The following is a 19170-nucleotide window of genomic DNA, read 5'->3' on the forward strand; positions in this document are numbered from 1 at the left end:
CTCGACATGGCACGGATTGCGGTGATCGGCGCGGGTATGGGCGCCATGGCGGCCGCCGCCCGGCTCGCCACGGGCGGGCACCGGGTGGCGGTGTACGAGCGCGCGGACACGCACGGCGGTGCCGTCCGCCGGTACGAGCGCGACGGCTTCGGGTTCGACACCGGTCCCGGCCTGCTGCATCTCCCGGCGGTCTACCGCGACCTGTTCCTCAAGACCGGCAAGAAGAGCCTGGAGCAGAGCGTCGCGCTGTCCCAGGTCGACCCCGCCGGCCGTCATCTGTTCGCGGACGGCACGGACGTCGTGCTGCCGAACGCCTCGCGCGGCGGTGTGGTGGCCGCGCTGGACGCCGCGTTGGGGGCGGGCTCGGGCGAGCGCTGGAGCGACCTGCTGGTGCGCGCCCGCGACGTGTGGGACGCCACCCGCCGGCCCCTGCTGGAGGACGCGCTCGCCGCCGACCCGGACGTCCTGGGCCGCGACCCGTACCCGGCGGCTCCGGTCCGCCGCGGCCTGTTCCGGCGGGGCGCACCGACGTTGGCCGAGACCGCCGCGCGCGAGCTGCGCGACCCGCGGCTCGCCGGTCTGCTCGGCTCCTACGCCCTCGCCCACGGCTTCGACCCGCGGACCGCCCCCGCGAGCGCCGCCGTGCTGCCGTACATCGAGCAGACCTTCGGCTCCTGGTACGTGCGCGGCGGCATGCGCGCCCTGGCGGACGCCGTGCACCAGCGGTGCCTGGAGCGGCGCGTGGCGTTCCACTTCGGCGCGGACGTGACGGCGGTCGTGGAGAAGGACGGACGCGCGGCGGGGCTCGAACTCGCCGACGGCACAAGGGCGGAGGCCGAACAGGTCGTCGCGGGCGTCGCGCCCCTGGCGCTGTCGGCACTGCTGCCCGGCGCCGCGGGTCCCGCGCCGCAGGGCCTGGACGGCGCGGGCCCCGGCCGGCTCACGGTGTGCCTGGCGCTACGCGGTGCCCGGCCCGCCGGTACCCCGCACCGCACGGTCGTCCACGCCCCCGACCAGGCGGCGGAGGCGGCCGCCCTGGCCCGCGGTGAGCTGCACGAGCGGATGACCGTCACGGTGCTGCGGCCCGACGACGACACCCTGCGCCCTGACGACCGGTCGGAGGCGGTCACCGTCAGCGCGACCGTGCCGCCGCAGGGCGCCCACGGGCTCGACTGGAACGCCCCCGGTGTCGCGGACCGTTACGCGGACGCGGTGCTCGCGGCGGCCTCCGCCGCCCTGCCGGACCTCGCCGAACGGCTGCTGTGGCGCATGGTGCACACCCCGGCCCACACCGAGCGGGAGACGGGGCTCCCGGGCGGCCGGCTCCCCCGGCCGGCCCTGGCCGGCGCCGACGGAGCGCACCTCCACCCGGACAACCGCACCCCGGTCCCCGGCCTCCACCTCGTCGGCGGCTGGTCCCACCCCGGTGGCGGGCTCGCTCACACCGGCATGTCCGCAGCCGTCACCGCCGACCTGATCATGGGCGGCCCCGGCGGCAGCCGCTAGTTGTAGCGGTAGGGGTCGTACGGGTCGTACTGCCCCTGCCCCTGGCCCTGCTGCTGCTCGTGCGGCTGCTGTTGCTGCTGCTGGTCGTAGGAGTTCTGCTGCTGCGGGATGTACGGCTGCTGCTCGCCGCCCTGCTGCGGCACCCAGACGCCCCCCGCGGGCGTGTCGTAGCCGTACCCCTGCTGCTGCGGGGCTCCGGCGCCCTGCTGCCCCTGCTGCCCCTGCTGGTAGGGGTCCTGGTAGCCGCCGTAGGTGCCATAGGCCTGCTGGGTCTCCCAGCCGCCGGTCTGCTGCGGCTGGCCGTAGGCGTCGTACGCGGCCGCGGCAGGCTGCTGCTGCGCCCCGCTGTTCCAGTCGCCGTAGCCGGTGGTGCCGTAGCCCTCGTAGCCGCCACTGGTGTACGGGTCGGGGGTGTAGCCGGGCTGCTGCCCGTCGAACGTCGGGTACTCGCCGCTGTCCTCGTGCATGGGCATGGGCTGGTAGACCTGCGTGGAGTCCATGCCGTGCGCCTCCGGCGCCCCGGCGCCCCGGGCCCCGGCGTAGGCGTCGTACGACTGCCCGACGCCGGCGGCCTCCGGCACGCCGGAGTTGTGCTCCTCGGCCGGACCCTGCGTCACGGACTCGGCACCGTAGCCCTCGGCCGCCTCGCCGCGCCCGCCCCGGCCGCGGCGTCCGCCGGCGCGCCGGGAGGCGGGCTCGGGCTCGGCCGGGTCGTCGTCGGAGTCGGCGGCGTCGTCGTCGTCGAGGTCGTCGCCCTTGGGGGCCTTGAGGGCCCAGCCCTCGACGAAGCCCCGCCGGTAGGAGAGCGTCACGAAGGTCTGGCCGGTGCCGAAGGCCAGCGCGCCCAGCACGATCACCACGACGGACGGCAGGTAGACGCCGAGGACGACGCCCATGAATCCCGCGAAGGCGAGCAGCCGCCACCTGAGCCGGGCCTTGTACTGGAGCAGCACTTCGCCGAGCAGCCACAGCGCGACCACGCCGAAGGCGATGTAGAGCACTGTGTAGGCCATGAGAGCACTTCCTCACCGTTCACCGTCGTCGGCCCACCGGGGCGGCGGCTCCGCCCTCACGACCTCTGGTGCAGTCCCAGATTCTCGTAGATTTCCAACGACGCCGTGGAGTGATTAAGGGTAATGAAGTGCAGCCCGGGAATGTCCTCGGCCATCAGCCGCCGGCACATCTCCGTCGCGTACTCGACCCCGATCGCCCGCACCGCGGCCGGATCGTCCTTGACCGCGAGGATACGGTCCGCGAGCTCCGGCGGGAAAGGCGCGTTGCCGAGCTGGGCGAAGCGCTCGATCTGCCGCACGTTCGTGACCGGCATGATCTCCGGAATGATGGGCGTCTCGCAACCGCCCTTCCCGACCCGGTCACGCAGCCGCAGGTAGTCCTCGGCGTCGAAGAACATCTGGGTGATGGCGTAGTCGGCGCCCGCGCGGCACTTCTCGATGAAGTGACGCGTATCACTCTCCCAGTCGCTCGAGCGCGGGTGCATCTCCGGGAAGGCCGCGACGCCGACGCAGAAATCGCCCGACTCCTTGATGAGCCGCACGAGTTCGTAGGCGTAGTCCACCCCCTCGGGGTGCCGCTGCCACTCCCCCATCGGGTCGCCGGGCGGGTCGCCGCGCAGCGCGAGCATGTTGCGGATCCCGGCGTCTGCGTACTGGCCGATGATGTTGCGCAGTTCCGCGACGGAGTGGTCGACCGCGGTCAGATGCGCCACGGGCGTGAGGGTGGTGTCGGACGCGATGCGCTCGGTCGCCCGGACGGTGCCGGACCGCGAGGTGCCGCCCGCGCCGTAGGTGACGGAGACGAAGGTGGGGCCCACCGCCTCGATGCGGCGGATGGCGTCCCACAGCGTCCGCTCGCCCTTCTCGGTCCTCGGCGCCATGAACTCGAAGGAGTACGAGCGCTGCCCCGAGGCCAGCAGCTCACGAATGGTGACCGCGTGATCGGTCCTGGTGGAAGCGGTTCCGAGGGCCATGCGCCTCAGGCTAGCCGCGGGGGCCGGAGGGCCCCAACAGGACGCGGGGAAATGTTCACTCCCTGGACACGCCGGGCCCGGCCGACGAGCGGTCGGCCGTCCGGGCCGCCGGCCCGCGGGGTCAGCCGGTGTAGGAGCGGACCCGCTTGGCGAGCTCCGCGGCGGCCGCGCCGGGGTCGTCGGCCTCGGTGACGGCCCGTACGACGACGATCCGCCGTGCGCCCGCCTCCAGCACCTGCTCGGCGTTGTCCAGGTCGATGCCGCCGATCGCGAACCACGGCCGGTCCGTGCCGAGCCCCGCCGCGTAGCGGACGAGGCCCAGCCCGGGCGCGGGGCGGCCCGGCTTGGTCGGGGTCGGCCACACCGGCCCGGTGCAGAAGTAGTCCGCACCGGGCTCCGAGGCGGCCGCGGCCGCCTCGGACTCGGAGTGGCACGACCGTCCGACGACCGGGGAGTCCGCGCCGGAGCCGAGGATCGCCCGCGCGGCCGGCACCGGCAGGTCGCCCTGCCCGAGGTGCAGGACGTCGGCCCCGGCCGCGTGCGCCACGTCCGCGCGGTCGTTCACGGCGAGCAGTGCGCCGTGCCGCCGGCACGCGTCACCGAGGACCGCGAGGTACTCCAGCTCCTCGCGGGCCTCGATGCCCTTGTCGCGCAACTGCACGATGTCCACCCCGGACGCCAGCACGGCGTCCGCGAAGGCCGCGAACTCCGCGATGCCGCCCTGGCGCCGGCGGGCGTCGGTGCACAGGTAGAGCCGGGCGTCGGCGAGCCTCGCGCGGATGCTCATGCGGTGGGTCCCCCTCGGGTGCGGTACGTGCCGTACCAGCGGTACGTGCGGTGATATGCGCTGGGCGCGCTCGGCGCGCCGGGTGCGCTGGTCGAACGGCTCAGACGGCCAGCGCCTGGGCCCGGCGCTTCACCTCGGTCCCGCGGTTCTCGCGCAGGGCCTGCACCGGCGTGCCGGGCAGGCTCTCGTCCGGGGTGAACAGCCACTCCAGGGCTTCCTCGTCGCTGAACCCGTCGTCCTTGAGCAGGTTGAGCGTGCCGGCGAGGCCCTTCACGATCTTCCCGTCGCCGATGAAGTCGGCGGGGACCATCAGCACCCTGTTCTCCCCGCGGCGCACCGCGATGAGCTGCCCTTCCTTGATCAGCTGGCGGACCCGGGTCACCTCCACGTCGAGCTGCTCGGCGATGTCGGGGACGTTGAGCCAGGAGGGTACGAGGGCATCAATCTTTGCGTCGATCTCGGTCACAGGACAAGCGTGCCATCCCGGACCCGTACCGCGGTACTCGTGGCGTCCACCAGGGGCATGCGGGGCGTTCCGCGGGGCCGGCCGCGCGGCTCGGCGGCCGTCAGACGACGGCGGTCCGCAGCTGCACGGCGGGGTCGGCCACCAGGGCCCGGTCGACCCGGGCCTCCCGCGCGATGAGCTTGCGGGCCTGGGCGAGGTCGCGCGGACGGCCCACCGCGAAGAGGGCGACCAGCACACCGTCGCGCAGCCACAGCACGGACCAGGCGAGGCCGTCCGGGTCGCCCCGCAGCAGCATTTCGTCGGAGTCGACGTGGTACCCCGCGTACTGGACGAAGCGGCCGAACTGCTCGGACCAGAAGTACGGGACGGGGTCGTAGACCTCGTCGCCGCCCAGGATGTTGGCGGCCGCGGTGCGGGGCCCCTGGACCGCGTTGTCCCAGTGGTGGATGAGCAGCCGCTGCCCGTACCGGGCGGAGGGGAAGGAGGCGCAGTCGCCGACGGCGTACACGTCGGGTACGGAGGTGCGCAGCCGGTCGTCGGCCAGGACCGACCGGTCCGGGCCGAGGTCGACCCCGGAGCCCGCCAGCCAGCCCGTCGCCGGCCGGGCGCCGATGCCGACGACGACGGCCTCCGCGGCGATCACGCTGCCGTCGGCGAGCCGCACGGCGCCCGGCTCGACCCCGGCGACGGCGGCGCCCGTGCGCAGGTCGACGCCGGCCTCCGCGTACCAGCCGCGCATCCGGTCGGCGATCCGCTCGGGCAGCACGCCCGCCAGCGGCCGGTCGGCGGCCTCGACGACGGTCACGGCGCAGCCCGCGTGCCGGGCGGCGGTGGCGAACTCGGCGCCGATCCAGCCCGCGCCGACCACGACGACCGTGTTCCGCGCCTCCAGGACCGGCCGCAGCCGGGCGGCGTCGTCCAGGGTGCGCAGCACGTGCACGCCGGGCACGCCCTCGCTGCCCGGCAGCGTCAGCGGCTCGGCGCCGCTGGCCACGACCAGCTTGTCGTACTCCACCGGGCCCGCGTCGGTGAGCAGTTGGCGCTCGTCCGGGCGCAGCGCGCTCGCGTGCCGGCCGAGCAGCAGCTGGACGCCGATGCCGCCGAAGTCCACGTCCAGCAGCGCGCCCGGACCCTCGTCGGCGCCGAAGAGGACGCCCTTGGACAGCGGGGGCCGGTCGTACGGCGGATGCCGCTCCGCGCCGAGCAGCGTGATCGCGCCGCCCCACCCCTGCTCCCGCAGGGACACGGCGGTCTGCACCCCGGCCATCCCGGCCCCGACGACGACGACGCGCTGCTCGCTGCTGCTGGTCACGCTGATCACCGTAACGCCGCGCGGCGCGCACCCCGGTACCGGCGCCCTACTCGCCGTCAGTGGTGCGTACTAAAGTGGCGGACGAATGCACTCGCGGGAGCCCGGCGCACCGGGCTGAGAGGGCGGCTGGCCGGCCGCCGACCGTACGAACCTGATCCGGGTCATGCCGGCGAAGGGAGGAGCGGTACACCGATGCACCGTCATGACGTGCCGGACACCGTCGTCATCGGTGGCGGGATCATCGGCCTGGTCACCGCCTGGCGGGCGGCCCAGCGCGGGCTGCGCACGGTGGTCGCCGACCCCGATCCGGGCGGCGGCGCCGCCCTGGTGGCCGCCGGGATGCTGGCCCCCGTCACCGAGCTGCAGTACGGCGAGCGGGCCCTGCTCGACCTCAACCTCGCCGCGATCCACCGCTATCCGGCGTTCACGGCCGAATTGGAGGAGGCCACGGGTCTGGAGACCGGCTACCGGGCGTGCGGCACCCTCGCCGTGGCCCTGGACGCCGACGACCGCGCCGAACTGCGCGAACTGCACGCCTTCCAGACCTCCTTGGGGCTTTCGGCGGAGTGGCTGAGCGGACGCGAGTGCCGCCGCCTGGAGCCGATGCTCGCGCCGGGCGTGCGCGGCGGCCTGCGCGTCGACGGCGACCACCAGGTCGACCCGCGACGGCTGGTGGCCGCGCTGCTGCGGGCCTGCGAGCTGTCCGGGGTGACCTTCCGCCGCGCGGCGGTGACCGGGGTGGACATCACCGGCGACCGGGCGCGCGGGGTCCTGCTCGACGACGGCAGCGTGCTGGCCGCCGGGCAGACCGTGCTGGCCGCCGGGAGCCGCAGCGGCCGGCTCGGCGGCCTGCCGGAGCGCCTGCTGCCGCCGGTGCGCCCGGTGAAGGGCCAGGTCCTGCGGCTGCGGGTGCCCGCGGCGTACGCGCCCTTCCTGTCCCGCACGGTGCGCGCCGTGGTGCGCGGCGGCCATGTCTACCTGGTGCCGCGGGAGAACGGCGAGCTGGTCGTCGGCGCCACCAGCGAGGAGACGGGCTGGGACACCACCGTCACGGCCGGCGGCGTGTACGAGCTGCTGCGCGACGCCCACGACCTGGTACCGGGCATCACCGAGCTGCCGCTGGTGGAGACGGTGGCCGGGCTGCGCCCCGGCTCCCCCGACAACGCCCCGCTGCTGGGCCGCAGCGCGCTGGAGGGCCTGCTCATGGCCACCGGGCACCACCGCAACGGCGTGCTGCTCACCCCGCTGACCGGCGACGTGATGGCCGAGGTGCTGACCGGCGGCGACCTGCCCGAGGTGGCCCGCCCCTTCTCCCCCGGCCGATTCACTCCTCAGGAGCAGTACGCATGAACGCGATGACCGTCTCCGTCAACGGCGAGCCCCGCCAGGTGACGCCGGGCCTCACGCTGGACCGGCTGGTCGCCGGGCTGACCACCGCCCCCTCCGGTGTCGCCGCCGCGCTCAACGAGACCGTGGTGCCCCGCGGGCAGTGGCCCGCCACCGCGCTGAGCGACGGCGACCGCGTCGAGGTCCTGACCGCGGTGCAGGGGGGCTGACCCGCATGGCCGACGATCCGCTGACCATCGCAGGAACGGCGTTCGGCTCCCGTCTGATCATGGGAACCGGCGGCGCGCCGAGCCTGGAGGTGCTGGAGCAGGCGCTGCTCGCCTCCGGCACCGAGCTCACCACGGTCGCCATGCGGCGGCTCGATCCCACGGTCAAGGGCTCCGTGCTGTCGGTGCTGGCCCGCCACGGCGTCCGCGTCCTGCCCAACACCGCCGGCTGCCGGACGGCGGGCGAGGCCGTCCTCACCGCCCGGCTGGCCCGGGAGGCACTGGGCACGGACTGGGTGAAGCTGGAGGTGATCGCGGACGAGCGCACCCTGCTGCCCGACCCGGTCGAGCTCCTGGACGCGGCCGAGGTCCTGGTCGACGACGGCTTCACGGTGCTGCCGTACACCAACGACGACCCCGTGCTGGCCCGCAGGCTGGAGGACCTCGGCTGCGCCGCGGTCATGCCGCTGGGATCGCCCATCGGCTCCGGCCTGGGCATCCGCAACCCGCACAATTTCGAGCTGATCGTGGAGCGGGCCTCCGTGCCGGTGATCCTCGACGCGGGAGCGGGCACGGCCTCCGACGCGGCCTTCGCGATGGAGCTGGGCTGCGCCGCCGTCATGCTCGCCTCCGCCGTCACCCGGGCCCAGGAGCCGGTGCTCATGGCCGACGCCATGCGCCATGCCGTGGAGGCCGGGCGCCTCGCCCACCGCGCGGGGCGCATCCCGCGGCGCCGGCACGCCCTGGCCTCCTCGCCGTCCGAGGGCGTCGCGGCCTTCGACCCCGAGCGGCCGGCCTTCGGCGCCTGAGGTGCCGCGCGGTGGTCCGGCGGGCGGCCGGAGCACCGCGTCACGGTTCCGTGTCGGTACCGCACGACCGCGACACAACGTTGCCGCGTTAGCCCAAGCGGGTAAGGCGAACACCGTAAACTGCACGTTTGTGGATATGACCCTTCAAGACCCGCTGGTCGGGCGCACGCTCGACGGCCGCTACCGGGTGGAGGCCCGGATCGCGGTCGGCGGGATGGCGACGGTCTACCGAGCACTGGACACCCGTTTGGACCGTGTGCTCGCGCTGAAGGTGATGCACCCGGCACTGGCCGCCGAGCCCGGCTTCGTGGAGCGCTTCATCCGTGAGGCGAAGTCCGTGGCGCGGCTGGACCACGCCAATGTGGTGCAGATCTACGACCAGGGCGCGGACGGCTCGTACGTGTACCTGGCGATGGAGTACATCGCCGGCTGCACGCTCCGCGACCTGCTGCGCGACCGGGGCGCGCTGCCGCCCCGCGCGGCGCTGGACATCCTGGAGCCCGTGCTGGCGGCCCTCGGCGCGGCGCACCGCGCGGGCCTGGTGCACCGCGACATGAAGCCGGAGAACGTCCTCATCGGCGACGACGGCCGGGTGAAGGTGGCGGACTTCGGCCTGGTCAGGGCCGTGGACGCGCACACCACGACGACCTCGACCACCGGCGTCGTGCTGGGCACCGTGTCCTACATGGCACCGGAGCAGATCGAGAGCGGCACGACCGATCCGCGCAGCGACGTGTACGCCTGCGGAGTGCTGCTCTACGAGATGCTCACCGGCGGCAAGCCCCGCGCGGGCGGCACGCCGATGCAGGTGATCTACCAGCACCTGAACGAGGACATCCCCGCGCCGTCGGCCACCGTGCCGGGACTGGCGCCGCAGCTGGACGTCCTCGTGGCGGGCGCGGCGGCCCGCGAGCCCGCGCTGCGTCCCGCGGACGCCGTGGAACTGCTGGCCCGGTTGCACACGGCACGCGCCGCTCTGAGCCCCGCCCAGCTGGACGCCGTACCGCCCACGGCGCACGCGCCCGCGCCCCCGGTGGCGCCGCGGCCGGCCGGGGCGGAGGAGGCGACCGCTGTTGTGCACCGCACCGCACGGCTGGAGATGCCGCCGGAGCCGGCGCGGCGCCGGCCCGTCCCCGGCCCCGGGCACGCGGCCCCCGACGGCGCCCGGCTGCGGGCCCGGCCGGGCATGATCGCCGTGGTCGTCGCCCTGCTGCTCGTCGCCGGCATCGGCGGCAGCGTCTGGTACATCAACGACGGCCAGTTCACCAGGACCCCCGCGGTGCTGAACCTGGCGCGGGCGGACGCCGAGAAGCAGGTGCGCGCGGCCGGGCTCGAGGTCGAGGTGGTCGAGGCGTTCGACGCGGCCACGCCGAAGGGCAGGGTCAGCGACACCGATCCCGGCCCGGGCACGCGGATCCGCGACGACGGCACGGTCACCCTCACCGTCTCCAAGGGCCCGGAGCAGGTGAAGGTGCCGGATGTGACGGGCAGGTCGCTGGGCCGGGCCCGGCAGGACCTGGCGTCCGCCGGCCTGACGGCGGGCCGGGTGACCCGTGAGTTCAGCGACGACGTCCCCCAGGGCGACGTGATCTCCACCGACCCGGGCGGCGGGACGACCCGCAAGCCGGACTCCGCGGTGGCGCTCGTGGTCAGCAAGGGCGCGCCGGTGGACGTGCCCGACGTCGTCGGCGCCCCGCTGGAGGACGCCCGCAGGGAGCTGCAGGAGGCCGGGCTGCGGGTGAAGGTCGCGCCGCAGCGGGTCTTCTCCGACCAGGCGGACGAGGGCGGGGTCGCCGCCCAGAGCAAGGACGCGGGGCAGCAGCTGGCGGCCGGCGACACGGTCACCCTGACCGTGTCCAAGGGCCAGCAGATGGTCGACGTCCCGGACGTCGGGGGCAAGGACGTCGAGACGGCCCGCCAGGAGCTCAAGGCCGCCGGGTTCGACGTGCGCGTGATCCGCTTCTTCTTCACCGGTGAGGTCAGCAACCAGTCACCGGCCGCCGGCAGCCAGGCACCGAAGGGGAGCACGATCACGCTGTGGGTGCGCTGAGCGAGTCCCGTGCACCCGCCGTCGTGCGCAATCCGGTCGGTGCCCACGTGCCCGTCGCCGGGGGCCTGGCCGCCACGGGTCTCGCGGCCGCCACGCGGCTGGGGGCGGAGGCCGTGCAGGTCTTCGTCGCCAATCCGCGCGGCTGGGCCACCCCGGCGGGCGACCCGCGGCAGGACGAGCTGTTCCGCGAGCGCTGCGCCGCGGAGCGGATGCCGGTCTACGTCCACGCCCCCTACCTGATCAACTTCGGTTCGCACACCGAGGCCACCGCGGACCACTCGGTGGTCTCCCTGCGGCACTCGCTGCGCCGGGGCAGGGACATCGGGGCGCTCGGCACGGTGGTGCACACCGGGTCCGCGACCGGCGGACGCGCCCGGGAGACCGCTCTGGCGCAGGTGCGGGAGCGGATGCGGCCGCTGTTGGACGAGCTGACGCACGAGGACGACCCCTGGCTGCTGCTGGAGCCCACGGCGGGGCAGGGCTTCTCGCTGTGCTCGCTCGTCGAGGACCTGGGCCCGTACTTCGAGGCGCTCGACCACCACCCGCGGCTCGGGGTCTGCCTGGACACCTGCCACGTCTTCGCCGCCGGGCACGACCTCGCGGCGGCCGGCGGCGTGAAGGCCGTACTGGACGAACTGGTCGCCACCGTCGGACCGGGCAGGCTGCGGCTGGTCCACGCCAACGACTCCAAGGACGTCGTCGGCGCCCACAAGGACCGTCACGAGAACATCGGTGCCGGCCACATCGGCGCCGCGGCCTTCGCGGAGCTGTTCCGCCATCCCGCGGCCGCCGGTGTCCCGCTGATCGTGGAGACGCCGGACGGCCCGGACAGGACGGGGATGGCCAGGGACGTGGCGGCGCTTCAGGCGCTCCGGGACGGGTGACCGCCTGCGCCGAAATACCCCGTGGGGGTATCTTGTTGGTGCGCTGGGCAACGGTCCCGTCCTCCGGACTCCGCACGTGAGGGAGATGCACCATGCAGCACCTCGAACATCCGCAGGAGCCGCACACCTCTTCCGCGCACCACCACCCCGCGCCGCCGGCCGGCTGGACCGACGCCGTCCGGGCGACGCTGCACTGCCTGACCGGCTGCGCCATCGGCGAGGTCGTCGGCATGGCCGTGGGCACCGCACTCGGCTGGCACAACGTGCCGACCATGATCCTGGCCATCGTGCTGGCCTTCGCCTTCGGCTACTCGCTCACGATGCGCGGGGTCCTGCGGGCGGGCGTGGACTTCCGCACCGCGGTGCGGGTGGCGCTCGCCGCCGACACCGTCTCGATCGTCTTCATGGAGCTCGCCGACAACGCGACGATCGCGGTCTTCCCGGGCGCCATGGACGCGACGCTCGCCGACGCACTGTTCTGGGTCAGCCTCGCGCTGTCCTTCGTGGTGGCGTTCCTGGTCACCACGCCGGTCAACAAGTGGATGCTCGGCCGCGGCAAGGGTCACGCGGTCGTCCACCAGTACCACTGAGCACCGGGGCGGGGGCTACAGCTCCGGCCCGTCGCCGGGCTCCTCCTGGTACGAGTAGCGCTGCTCCGACCAGGGGTCGCCGAGGTTGTGGTAGCCGCGCTCCTCCCAGAAGCCGCGGCGGTCGGCGGTCATGTACTCCACGCCCCGGACCCACTTGGGGCCCTTCCAGGCGTACAGATGGGGCACGACCAGCCGGGCCGGGAACCCGTGCTCGGCGGTCAGCGGCTCGCCGCCGCGGTGGGTCGCGAATATGGAGGTACCGGCGGCGAAGTCGGACAGCCGCAGGTTGGAGCTGAAGCCGTACTCGGCCCACACCATCACATGGCTGACCTCGGGCGCGGGCGGCGCGAGCCGCAGCAGCTCGGCGGCGGCGACGCCGCCCCACTCGACACCGAGCATGCTGAACTTGGTCACGCAGTGGAAATCGGCCATGACCGTCGTGTACGGCAGCGCCGAGAACTCCTCGTGGTTCCAGGCGTGCTTGCCGCCGTCGGCCGTGGCACCGAAAACCTGGAAGTCCCAACGGTCGGGCTTGAACCGCGGCACCGGACCGTAGTGGGTCACCGGCCAGCCCCGCTGGAGCCGCTGCCCCGGAGGAAGCGCTCCTTCGTGGCGTTCGGACCGACCCATACGTCCATGGTGACAGACCGGATGCAGTGCTACCGACCAGCCACGGGTCGGGCACCGACAACCGGGCCCGGGCCATCGGAGTAAGTGTCGACTTACTGGATCACCCTCACCCGGCGGTGGGAGGATGCCCGCATCGCGTCGATTACTCCCGAAAGGACGGGTTTGCCATGCAAGGCGACCCCGAGGTCATCGAGTTCCTGAACGAGCAGCTGACGGGCGAGCTCACCGCCATCAACCAGTACTTCCTGCACGCCAAGATGCAGGAGAACTTCGGCTGGACGAAGCTCGCCACGTACACGCGGCACGAGTCGTTCGACGAGATGAAGCACGCCGAGGTGCTGACGGACCGCATCCTCTTCCTCGAAGGCCTGCCGAACTACCAGCGGCTCTTCCATGTACGGGTGGGACAGACCGTCACCGAGATGTTCCAGGCCGACCGCCAGGTCGAGGTGGAGGCGATCGACCGGCTCCGGCGCGGCATCGAGGTCATGCGGGCCAAGGGGGACATCACCTCGGCCAACATCTTCGAGGACATCCTCGCGGACGAGGAGCACCACATCGACTACCTCGACACGCAGCTCGAACTCATCGAGAAGCTCGGCGAGCCGCTGTACATCGCCCAGGTCATCGAGCAGCCGGACAGCTGAGCCGTCCGGTCAGGCGGCGCTCGCCGCGGCCGGTACCGCCGCGGGCGCGGGCGACACGGCCGGCAGGGCGGCGGGGCGCGACACGGGCTCCGGCGCGGAACTCCCGGCGGCGGGCACGGTACGGCCGGCCCAGCTCTCGCCGCGGCCGAGAAGCGCCTGGATGCGGCGCACGCACGAACCGCAGTCGGTGCCCGCCTTGCAGGCGGAGGCTATCTGGCGCGGGGTGCAGCGGCCGGCGTCCGCATGCTGCTTGACCTGCTCTTCTGTGATGCCGAAGCATGAGCAGACGTACACGCGGACTCACCCCCACGTCTCGGTTCCGGCTGAGGTTACCCTAACCTTACCCGGCCATCGCGTGGCTGGAAACCGCCGAGGGGCGCGGATCGGTGTGATCCGCGCCCCTTCGCCTGGGTGCCCACCGCCGTGGGCCGGCGGGTCACTGCCCGCGGTACATCTCCGCCACGAGGAAGGCCAGGTCCAGCGACTGGCTACGGTTGAGCCGCGGGTCGCAGGCCGTCTCGTAGCGCTGGTGCAGGTCGTCGACGAAGATCTCGTCGCCGCCGCCGACGCACTCGGTGACGTCCTCGCCGGTCAGCTCGACGTGGATGCCCCCGGGGTGGGTGCCGAGGGCGTGGTGCACCTCGAAGAAGCCCTTGACCTCGTCCAGGACGTCGTCGAAGCGACGGGTCTTGTGCCCGGAGGCCGCCTCGAAGGTGTTGCCGTGCATCGGGTCGCACACCCACGCCACCTGGGCGCCGGAGGCGGTGACCTTCTCCACCAGGTTCGGCAGCAGGTCGCGCACCTTGCCCGCGCCCATGCGCGTGATGAAGGTCAGCCGTCCCGGCTCGCGGTCCGGGTCCAGCCGGTCGATCAGCGCCAGCGCTTCCTCGGGCGTGGTCGTCGGGCCGAGCTTCACCCCGAGCGGGTTGCGGATCCGGGACGCGAACTCGATGTGCGCGTGGTCCATCTGCCGGGTGCGCTCGCCCACCCACACCATGTGCGCGGAGACGTCGTACAACCGCCCGGTCCGCGAGTCGACGCGGGTCAGCGCGCTCTCGTAGTCGAGCAGCAGCGCCTCGTGGGAGGAGTAGAACTCGACGGTCTTGAACTCCTCCGGGTCCGCGCCGCAGGCGTGCATGAAGTTCAGCGCGCGGTCGATCTCACGGGCCAGCGCCTCGTAACGCTGCCCGGACGGCGAGGACTTGACGAAGTCCTGGTTCCAGGCGTGCACCTGGCGCAGGTCCGCGTAGCCGCCGGTGGTGAAGGCGCGCACCAGGTTCAGCGTGGCGGAGGACGCGTGGTACATCCGCTTCAGCCGGTCCGGGTCCGGCACCCGGGACGCCTCGGTGAAGTCGAAGCCGTTGACCGAGTCACCGCGGTAGGTGGGCAGGGTCACCCCGTCGCGGGTCTCCGTCGGCTTGGAGCGCGGCTTGCTGTACTGGCCGGCGATCCGGCCCACCTTCACCACCGGCACGGAGGCGGCGTAGGTGAGCACCGCGCCCATCTGCAGCAGCGTCTTGAGCTTGCTGCGGATCTGGTCGGCGCCGACGTGGTCGAAGGCCTCGGCGCAGTCGCCGCCCTGGAGCAGGAACGCCTCACCGCGCGCCACGGCCCCCATACGGTCGCGCAGCTGATCGCACTCGCCGGCGAAGACGAGGGGGGGATACGACTCGAGTTCCGCGATCACTCGGCTCAGCGCCTCGGTGTCGGGGTACTCGGGCTGCTGGGCCGCGGGCAGAGAGCGCCAGGTGTTGCGCCCGGCGAGAGAATCAGCGTTCACGGTCACGCACCCCACATTACGTGGTTGTGTCCGGTGCCCGGCGCACCGGACCAGTGAATGAGACGGCGATTCCACATCGCGTACAGCCGGTCGGCGGCCGGCGGGTCCGGGTCACGATCCGGCCGCACCGGCCCGCCCGCTGAGCACCAGAGCCCAGCCGAGGCACGCCAGGGCGCCGGTGCACAGCAGGGTGCGCACCAGGTTCCACCGGACCCAGGCGGCTTCGAAGCGTTCGCGCACCGCGGCGGGATCGGCGACGGCGTCCGGTGGTCCGGCGGCGTCCAGCCGGTCGTTGAGCGGGATGTTGACGGCGAAGGTGACGACGAGGACGAGCAGGTAGCAGACCGTGCCCGCGACGACCCAGGGCAGGACGGTCCGGGCGCCGTCGCGGACGCAGAGCACCACTGCGGCGGCGCCGAGCAGGAGGGCGCCCGCGAAAACGAGCAGGAACCACCCGTTCTGGATGGCCGCGTTGATCCGCTGCATGGCGTCGACCAGGGTGCGGTCACCGGTCCGGGCGAGGCCGGGCATGACGGCGACGGAGAAGGCGAAGAAGAGACCGGCCATCAGACCGGTGGCGACCGCGGCCGCCGCGAGGACTGCGTCTCGGGATGTCATGGCACCAGTGAAGGTCCGGCACGGCGAGACGGGACATGGCCGGGAGGCTCGTTCCCATACGCGAGCGTCCACACGACGTCTGTGAAAAACCGGGTGCGCCGCGGCGCCGGCCCCCGCTAGCGTGCCGCCCATGGGTTGCACGTACTACATCCGGATGCGCCGGGCATAACCCGCGGCGCACACCGCCGCGGCATCGGGTCCACCGTCGGAGCCAGTCCACATGTCGCGGAGTACACACCCATGTCTGACCACCATTCCCTGGTGGGCGGCCGGCACGAGCTCGGCCAGAACTTCCTCACCGACCGCACGGTCATCGCCTCCATCGAGGCCCTCGTCGCCCGCACCAGCGGCCCCATCGTCGAGATCGGGCCCGGCGACGGCGCACTGACCGTCCCCCTCAGCCGGACCGGCCGTCACCTGACGGCCGTCGAGATCGATCCCCGGCGCGCACGGCGCCTGGCCCGGCGGCTGCCGCCGGGCGCGCGGGTCGTCAACGCCGACGTCCTGCGCTACCGCCTGCCGAGCGAGCCGCACGTCGTCGTCGGCAACCTCCCCTTCCACCTCACCACCCCGATCCTGCGGCGGCTGCTGTCCGCCGGCGGCTGGCAGTCCGCCGTGCTGCTCGTCCAGTGGGAGGTCGCCCGCCGCCGCGCGGGCGTCGGCGGAGCCAGCATGCTGACCGCCGCCTGGTGGCCCTGGTACGACTTCGTCCTGCACTCCCGGGTACCCGCGCGGGCCTTCCGCCCGGCGCCGTCCGTCGACGGCGGCCTGCTGACGGTCGTCCGGCGTCAGGACCCGCTCGTCGCGCCGGACCGCCGGGGCCCCTACCAGGAGTTCGTCCGGCGGGTCTTCACCGGGCCGGGGCGCGGTGTGCGCGAAGTCCTGGCGCGGACCGGCCACTTCGACCGCCGGGAACTGCACGCCTGGCTGCGCGCCGAGCACCCGGCGCCGGCCGCGCTGCCCAAGCACCTCACGGCACAGCAATGGGCTTCGCTGTGGGAGCTCGCCGCGCCGGGGGCCGACCGGAGGTGAGGGCCGTGCGCGGCGGCGGAATGCGTTATCGTGCAGAGCATGTACGCACAGCAGACGCACCTGCAGTGGTGGTGGACCGCGGATCCGGCGGCCCACTCGTGACGCGTACGCACTGACTGACGCGAAGGCCGCCCCAGGGGCGGCCTTCGGTGTTTGCGCGGCCGTCCCTTCCCCCGATCGGAAGGATCCGCCGTGGACGACGAGAAGAACCCGCTTTCCGCCGCAGCGCTCGTGGAACGGCTGCTGGACCCGGCATGCCCGCCGTTCGCGCTGATCCGGCGCAGGACGCCGGGGCGCGACACGGACACGGTCGACGTGCTGCTCGGCCCGGTGTCCACGGTGGAGCGCCTGACGGACATCGCACTGCCGAAGGGTGCGCCGGAGGGCGGACGGCCGGTCGCCGACGCGCTGGCCCTGGTGCCGTTCCGGCAGATCAGGGAGCGCGGCTTCGAGGCGCGGGACGACGGGACGCCGCTGGCGGTCCTGCACCCGCGGGAGGCGTACGAGTTCCCCCTGCCGGACCTGGAGCGGGCGCTGCCCGGCCACGGGGTGCACGTGGAGCACGGCGGCTTCGACGTGGACGACGACACCTACGCCGGGATCGTGGACCGGGTCATCGAGGACGAGATCGGCCGCGGCGAGGGCGCGAACTTCGTCATCCGCCGGACCTTCCGCGGGCGGATCCCGGACTTCTCCGCGGCGGACGCGCTCGCGCTGTTCCGGCGGCTGCTGGACGGCGAGCGGGGCGCGTACTGGACGTTCGTGGTGCGCACACCGGAGCGGACGCTGGTCGGGGCGAGCCCCGAGGTGCACGTGCGCATGGCGGGCGGCACGGTCGTGATGAACCCGATCAGCGGCACCTACCGCTATCCGGCGCAGGGACCGGACATGGACGGGCTGCTCCGCTTCCTCCGCGACGTGAAGGAGATGGAGGAGCTGACCATGGTGGTCGACGAGGAGCTGAAGATGATGTGCACCGTCGGCGACCTCGGCGGTGTGGTGGTCGGCCCCCGCCTGAAGGAGATGGCGCACCTGGCGCACACCGAGTACGAGCTGCGCGGCCGCAGCACCATGGACGTCCGCGACGTGCTGCGCGAGACGATGTTCGCCGCGACGGTCACCGGTTCGCCGGTGCAGAACGCCTGCCGGGTCATCGAGCGGTACGAGCCCGGGGGCCGCGGGTACTACGCCGGCGCGCTGGCGCTGATCGGACGGGACGGCGGCGGGGTCCAGACCCTGGACTCCCCGATCCTGATCCGCACCGTGGACGTCGACGCCGCGGGCGGGCTGAAGGTGCCGGTCGGGGCGACGCTGGTACGCCGCTCGGACCCGTACGGCGAGGTCGCCGAGACGCACGCGAAGGCGGCGGGCGTACTGGCGGCACTGGGGGTCCGGCCGGGCGCGGCGCGCGGGCCCGGCGGGCCGCGGCGCCGGCTCGGCGACGACACGCGTGTGCAGGCCGCGCTCACGGGACGCCGCCGCAACCTCGCGCCGTTCTGGCTGCGGATGCAGACCCCCGCGGGTGAGCAGGAGCGACCGGGGCCGCTCGCCGGCCGGCACGCCTTCGTGGTCGACGGCGAGGACACCTTCACCGCGATGCTGGCGCACGTCCTGCGCTCGTCGGGGCTGGAGGTGACGGTGCGCCGCTACGACGAGCCCGGTCTGCGCGAGGCCGTCCTCGCCCACCGCGGCCCGGTCGTGCTCGGCCCGGGCCCGGGCAATCCGGCGGACACCACGGACCCCAAGATGGCGTTCCTGCGCGCCCTCGCCGCGCGCCTGGTGCGCGACCACCGGCACGGGCTGCTGGGCGTCTGCCTCGGCCACGAGCTGATCGCCGCCGAACTGGGGCTCGCCATCGAGCGCAAGGACGTGCCGTTCCAGGGGGCGCAGACGGCGGTCGACCTGTTCGGGCGCACCGAGACGGTCGGCTTCTACAACTCCTTCACCGCGCGCTGCGACTCCAGGACGGCGGAGGAGCTGGCCATGCACCGCGTCGAGCTGAGCCGCGACCCGGCCACGGGCGACGTGCACGCGATGCGCGGTCCTGGCTTCGCCGGGGTGCAGTTCCACCCCGAGTCGGTGCTCACCTTGAACGGCACGGCGATCGTGACGGAGCTGCTGGCGTCGGTGGTGGTCGCCGGCTGACGGCCGGGAGGCCCGCGGCCGTGGGCCCGGCAGCGGGCGTGGCAGCTTCCGCCCGGCCGGGGCGGCCGCACGGACGGGGTGGGTGGGGACGTCGAACGGCACACCGAGTCCGCGCACACCCGCCCCGTCCCGCACGGACGGCCCCTCCCATGCCGCCTTCTTCCTCCGGGCGGCGGGGCGACCGCATCCGGTGGACTGCGAGGAGACCGGCTCCTTCCTCGGCGGCGCCATCCCCGCCGAGGCCACGGACATCAGGTGCCGGGACGACGGCGGAGTCGTGGAACGCGACCACTCGGCGGACCCTGACCACGGCGTATCCCCGGCTGACCGGCGCGGAGGGCGGCCACGACGACCGGTGAAGGGACCGCGCGCTG

At 73.6% G+C, this 19170-nt stretch carries 19 protein-coding genes and 1 riboswitch; of the genes, 10 read left to right on the plus strand and 9 right to left on the minus strand.

Annotated elements, in window-relative coordinates; all coding sequences use genetic code 11:
• The first annotated feature begins 6 nt into the window (after window positions 1–6).
• The gene (locus tag PV364_RS22930) at window positions 7–1506 is read left to right on the plus strand and encodes an NAD(P)/FAD-dependent oxidoreductase (protein ID WP_319662073.1); all 1500 of its coding nucleotides are present in this window, start codon (window positions 7–9) and stop codon (window positions 1504–1506) included.
• On the opposite strand, the gene PV364_RS22935 is transcribed toward PV364_RS22930, so the two are convergent.
• The 5 genes from PV364_RS22935 to PV364_RS22955 all read right to left on the minus strand — a co-directional run bounded on the left by PV364_RS22935 (window position 1503) and on the right by PV364_RS22955 (window position 6058).
• Window positions 1503–2519 (minus strand): hypothetical protein, encoded by a 1017-nt coding sequence (locus tag PV364_RS22935; protein WP_319662074.1) that lies wholly within the window; start codon window positions 2517–2519, stop codon window positions 1503–1505. The two genes, PV364_RS22930 and PV364_RS22935, sit on opposite strands and share 4 nt — an antisense overlap.
• Window positions 2520–2575: 56 nt before the next feature.
• A complete protein-coding gene (gene metF / locus PV364_RS22940; RefSeq protein WP_319662075.1) occupies window positions 2576–3493 on the minus strand; it encodes a methylenetetrahydrofolate reductase [NAD(P)H] in 918 nt (305 codons plus the stop codon).
• A gap of 121 nt (window positions 3494–3614) precedes the next feature.
• Window positions 3615–4280: a thiamine phosphate synthase gene (gene thiE, locus PV364_RS22945; RefSeq protein WP_319662077.1), complete on the minus strand. Its 666-nt coding sequence runs from the start codon at window positions 4278–4280 to the stop codon at window positions 3615–3617.
• Between the two features lie 100 nt (window positions 4281–4380).
• The gene (locus PV364_RS22950; RefSeq protein WP_319662078.1) at window positions 4381–4746 is read right to left on the minus strand and encodes an Rv2175c family DNA-binding protein; all 366 of its coding nucleotides are present in this window, start codon (window positions 4744–4746) and stop codon (window positions 4381–4383) included.
• Between the two features lie 100 nt (window positions 4747–4846).
• Window positions 4847–6058 (minus strand): NAD(P)/FAD-dependent oxidoreductase, encoded by a 1212-nt coding sequence (locus PV364_RS22955; protein ID WP_319662079.1) that lies wholly within the window; start codon window positions 6056–6058, stop codon window positions 4847–4849.
• Between the two features lie 83 nt (window positions 6059–6141).
• Window positions 6142–6253, plus strand: a riboswitch (TPP riboswitch).
• Here PV364_RS22955 and thiO point away from each other — a divergent pair.
• The 6 genes from thiO to PV364_RS22985 all read left to right on the plus strand — a co-directional run bounded on the left by thiO (window position 6251) and on the right by PV364_RS22985 (window position 11944).
• Window positions 6251–7408, plus strand: a complete 1158-nt coding sequence (gene thiO / locus PV364_RS22960; RefSeq protein WP_319662080.1) for a glycine oxidase ThiO — start codon at window positions 6251–6253, stop codon at window positions 7406–7408. It overlaps the preceding riboswitch by 3 nt.
• A 5-nt stretch (window positions 7409–7413) precedes the next feature.
• Window positions 7414–7614, plus strand: coding sequence for a sulfur carrier protein ThiS (gene thiS / locus PV364_RS22965; RefSeq protein ID WP_319662268.1), 201 nt, complete (start codon window positions 7414–7416; stop codon window positions 7612–7614).
• A 5-nt stretch (window positions 7615–7619) separates the two neighbouring features.
• On the plus strand, window positions 7620–8420 hold the full coding sequence (locus tag PV364_RS22970; RefSeq protein WP_319662081.1) for a thiazole synthase: 801 nt from the start codon (window positions 7620–7622) through the stop codon (window positions 8418–8420).
• A 136-nt stretch (window positions 8421–8556) separates the two neighbouring features.
• A complete protein-coding gene (pknB, locus tag PV364_RS22975; RefSeq protein WP_401974749.1) occupies window positions 8557–10470 on the plus strand; it encodes a Stk1 family PASTA domain-containing Ser/Thr kinase in 1914 nt (637 codons plus the stop codon).
• A gap of 23 nt (window positions 10471–10493) precedes the next feature.
• Window positions 10494–11354 (plus strand): deoxyribonuclease IV, encoded by an 861-nt coding sequence (locus PV364_RS22980; RefSeq protein ID WP_319662269.1) that lies wholly within the window; start codon window positions 10494–10496, stop codon window positions 11352–11354.
• 92 nt (window positions 11355–11446) lie between these two features.
• Window positions 11447–11944, plus strand: coding sequence for a DUF4396 domain-containing protein (locus tag PV364_RS22985; RefSeq protein ID WP_319662083.1), 498 nt, complete (start codon window positions 11447–11449; stop codon window positions 11942–11944).
• Between the two features lie 15 nt (window positions 11945–11959).
• Here the strand turns inward: PV364_RS22985 and PV364_RS22990 are convergent, their stop codons facing one another.
• Entirely contained in the window at window positions 11960–12574 is a 615-nt protein-coding gene (locus PV364_RS22990) for a sulfite oxidase-like oxidoreductase (protein ID WP_319662084.1), read from the minus strand.
• Window positions 12575–12741: 167 nt separating this feature from the next.
• On the opposite strand from PV364_RS22990, the gene bfr reads away from it, so the two are divergent.
• Entirely contained in the window at window positions 12742–13221 is a 480-nt protein-coding gene (gene bfr / locus PV364_RS22995) for a bacterioferritin (protein WP_319662085.1), read from the plus strand.
• Between the two features lie 9 nt (window positions 13222–13230).
• On the opposite strand, the gene PV364_RS23000 is transcribed toward bfr, so the two are convergent.
• From PV364_RS23000 to PV364_RS23010, 3 genes are all read right to left on the minus strand, one after another.
• Complete coding sequence (locus PV364_RS23000) at window positions 13231–13515, minus strand: (2Fe-2S)-binding protein (RefSeq protein ID WP_319662086.1); 285 nt, start codon at window positions 13513–13515, stop codon at window positions 13231–13233.
• Window positions 13516–13657: 142 nt separating this feature from the next.
• A complete protein-coding gene (locus tag PV364_RS23005; RefSeq protein WP_319662087.1) occupies window positions 13658–15007 on the minus strand; it encodes a class II 3-deoxy-7-phosphoheptulonate synthase in 1350 nt (449 codons plus the stop codon).
• A gap of 105 nt (window positions 15008–15112) precedes the next feature.
• A complete protein-coding gene (locus PV364_RS23010) occupies window positions 15113–15619 on the minus strand; it encodes a DUF1772 domain-containing protein (RefSeq protein ID WP_319662088.1) in 507 nt (168 codons plus the stop codon).
• Between the two features lie 240 nt (window positions 15620–15859).
• Here PV364_RS23010 and erm point away from each other — a divergent pair, with 240 nt between their 5' ends.
• Both erm and PV364_RS23020 read left to right on the plus strand, forming a co-directional pair.
• On the plus strand, window positions 15860–16651 hold the full coding sequence (gene erm, locus PV364_RS23015; protein ID WP_319662089.1) for a 23S ribosomal RNA methyltransferase Erm: 792 nt from the start codon (window positions 15860–15862) through the stop codon (window positions 16649–16651).
• 192 nt (window positions 16652–16843) lie between these two features.
• A complete protein-coding gene (locus PV364_RS23020) occupies window positions 16844–18796 on the plus strand; it encodes an anthranilate synthase family protein (protein WP_319662090.1) in 1953 nt (650 codons plus the stop codon).
• Window positions 18797–19170 lie beyond the last annotated feature (374 nt).

Source organism: Streptomyces sp. MI02-7b, assembly GCF_033793585.1.
Lineage (GTDB): Bacteria > Actinomycetota > Actinomycetes > Streptomycetales > Streptomycetaceae > Actinacidiphila.

Bases quoted from the DNA above. Each gene is read 5' to 3' on its own strand.
- PV364_RS22930 (WP_319662073.1), top strand. From the start codon at position 7: ATGGCACGGATTGCGGTGATCGGCGCGGGTATGGGCGCCATGGCGGCC.
- PV364_RS22935 (WP_319662074.1), bottom strand. From the start codon at position 2,519: ATGGCCTACACAGTGCTCTACATCGCCTTCGGCGTGGTCGCGCTGTGG.
- metF (WP_319662075.1), bottom strand. From the start codon at position 3,493: ATGGCCCTCGGAACCGCTTCCACCAGGACCGATCACGCGGTCACCATT.
- thiE (WP_319662077.1), bottom strand. From the start codon at position 4,280: ATGAGCATCCGCGCGAGGCTCGCCGACGCCCGGCTCTACCTGTGCACC.
- thiO (WP_319662080.1), top strand. From the start codon at position 6,251: ATGCACCGTCATGACGTGCCGGACACCGTCGTCATCGGTGGCGGGATC.
- thiS (WP_319662268.1), top strand. From the start codon at position 7,414: ATGACCGTCTCCGTCAACGGCGAGCCCCGCCAGGTGACGCCGGGCCTC.
- PV364_RS22970 (WP_319662081.1), top strand. From the start codon at position 7,620: ATGGCCGACGATCCGCTGACCATCGCAGGAACGGCGTTCGGCTCCCGT.
- pknB (WP_401974749.1), top strand. From the start codon at position 8,557: ATGACCCTTCAAGACCCGCTGGTCGGGCGCACGCTCGACGGCCGCTAC.
- PV364_RS22985 (WP_319662083.1), top strand. From the start codon at position 11,447: ATGCAGCACCTCGAACATCCGCAGGAGCCGCACACCTCTTCCGCGCAC.
- PV364_RS22990 (WP_319662084.1), bottom strand. From the start codon at position 12,574: ATGGGTCGGTCCGAACGCCACGAAGGAGCGCTTCCTCCGGGGCAGCGG.
- bfr (WP_319662085.1), top strand. From the start codon at position 12,742: ATGCAAGGCGACCCCGAGGTCATCGAGTTCCTGAACGAGCAGCTGACG.
- PV364_RS23010 (WP_319662088.1), bottom strand. From the start codon at position 15,619: ATGACATCCCGAGACGCAGTCCTCGCGGCGGCCGCGGTCGCCACCGGT.
- erm (WP_319662089.1), top strand. From the start codon at position 15,860: ATGTCTGACCACCATTCCCTGGTGGGCGGCCGGCACGAGCTCGGCCAG.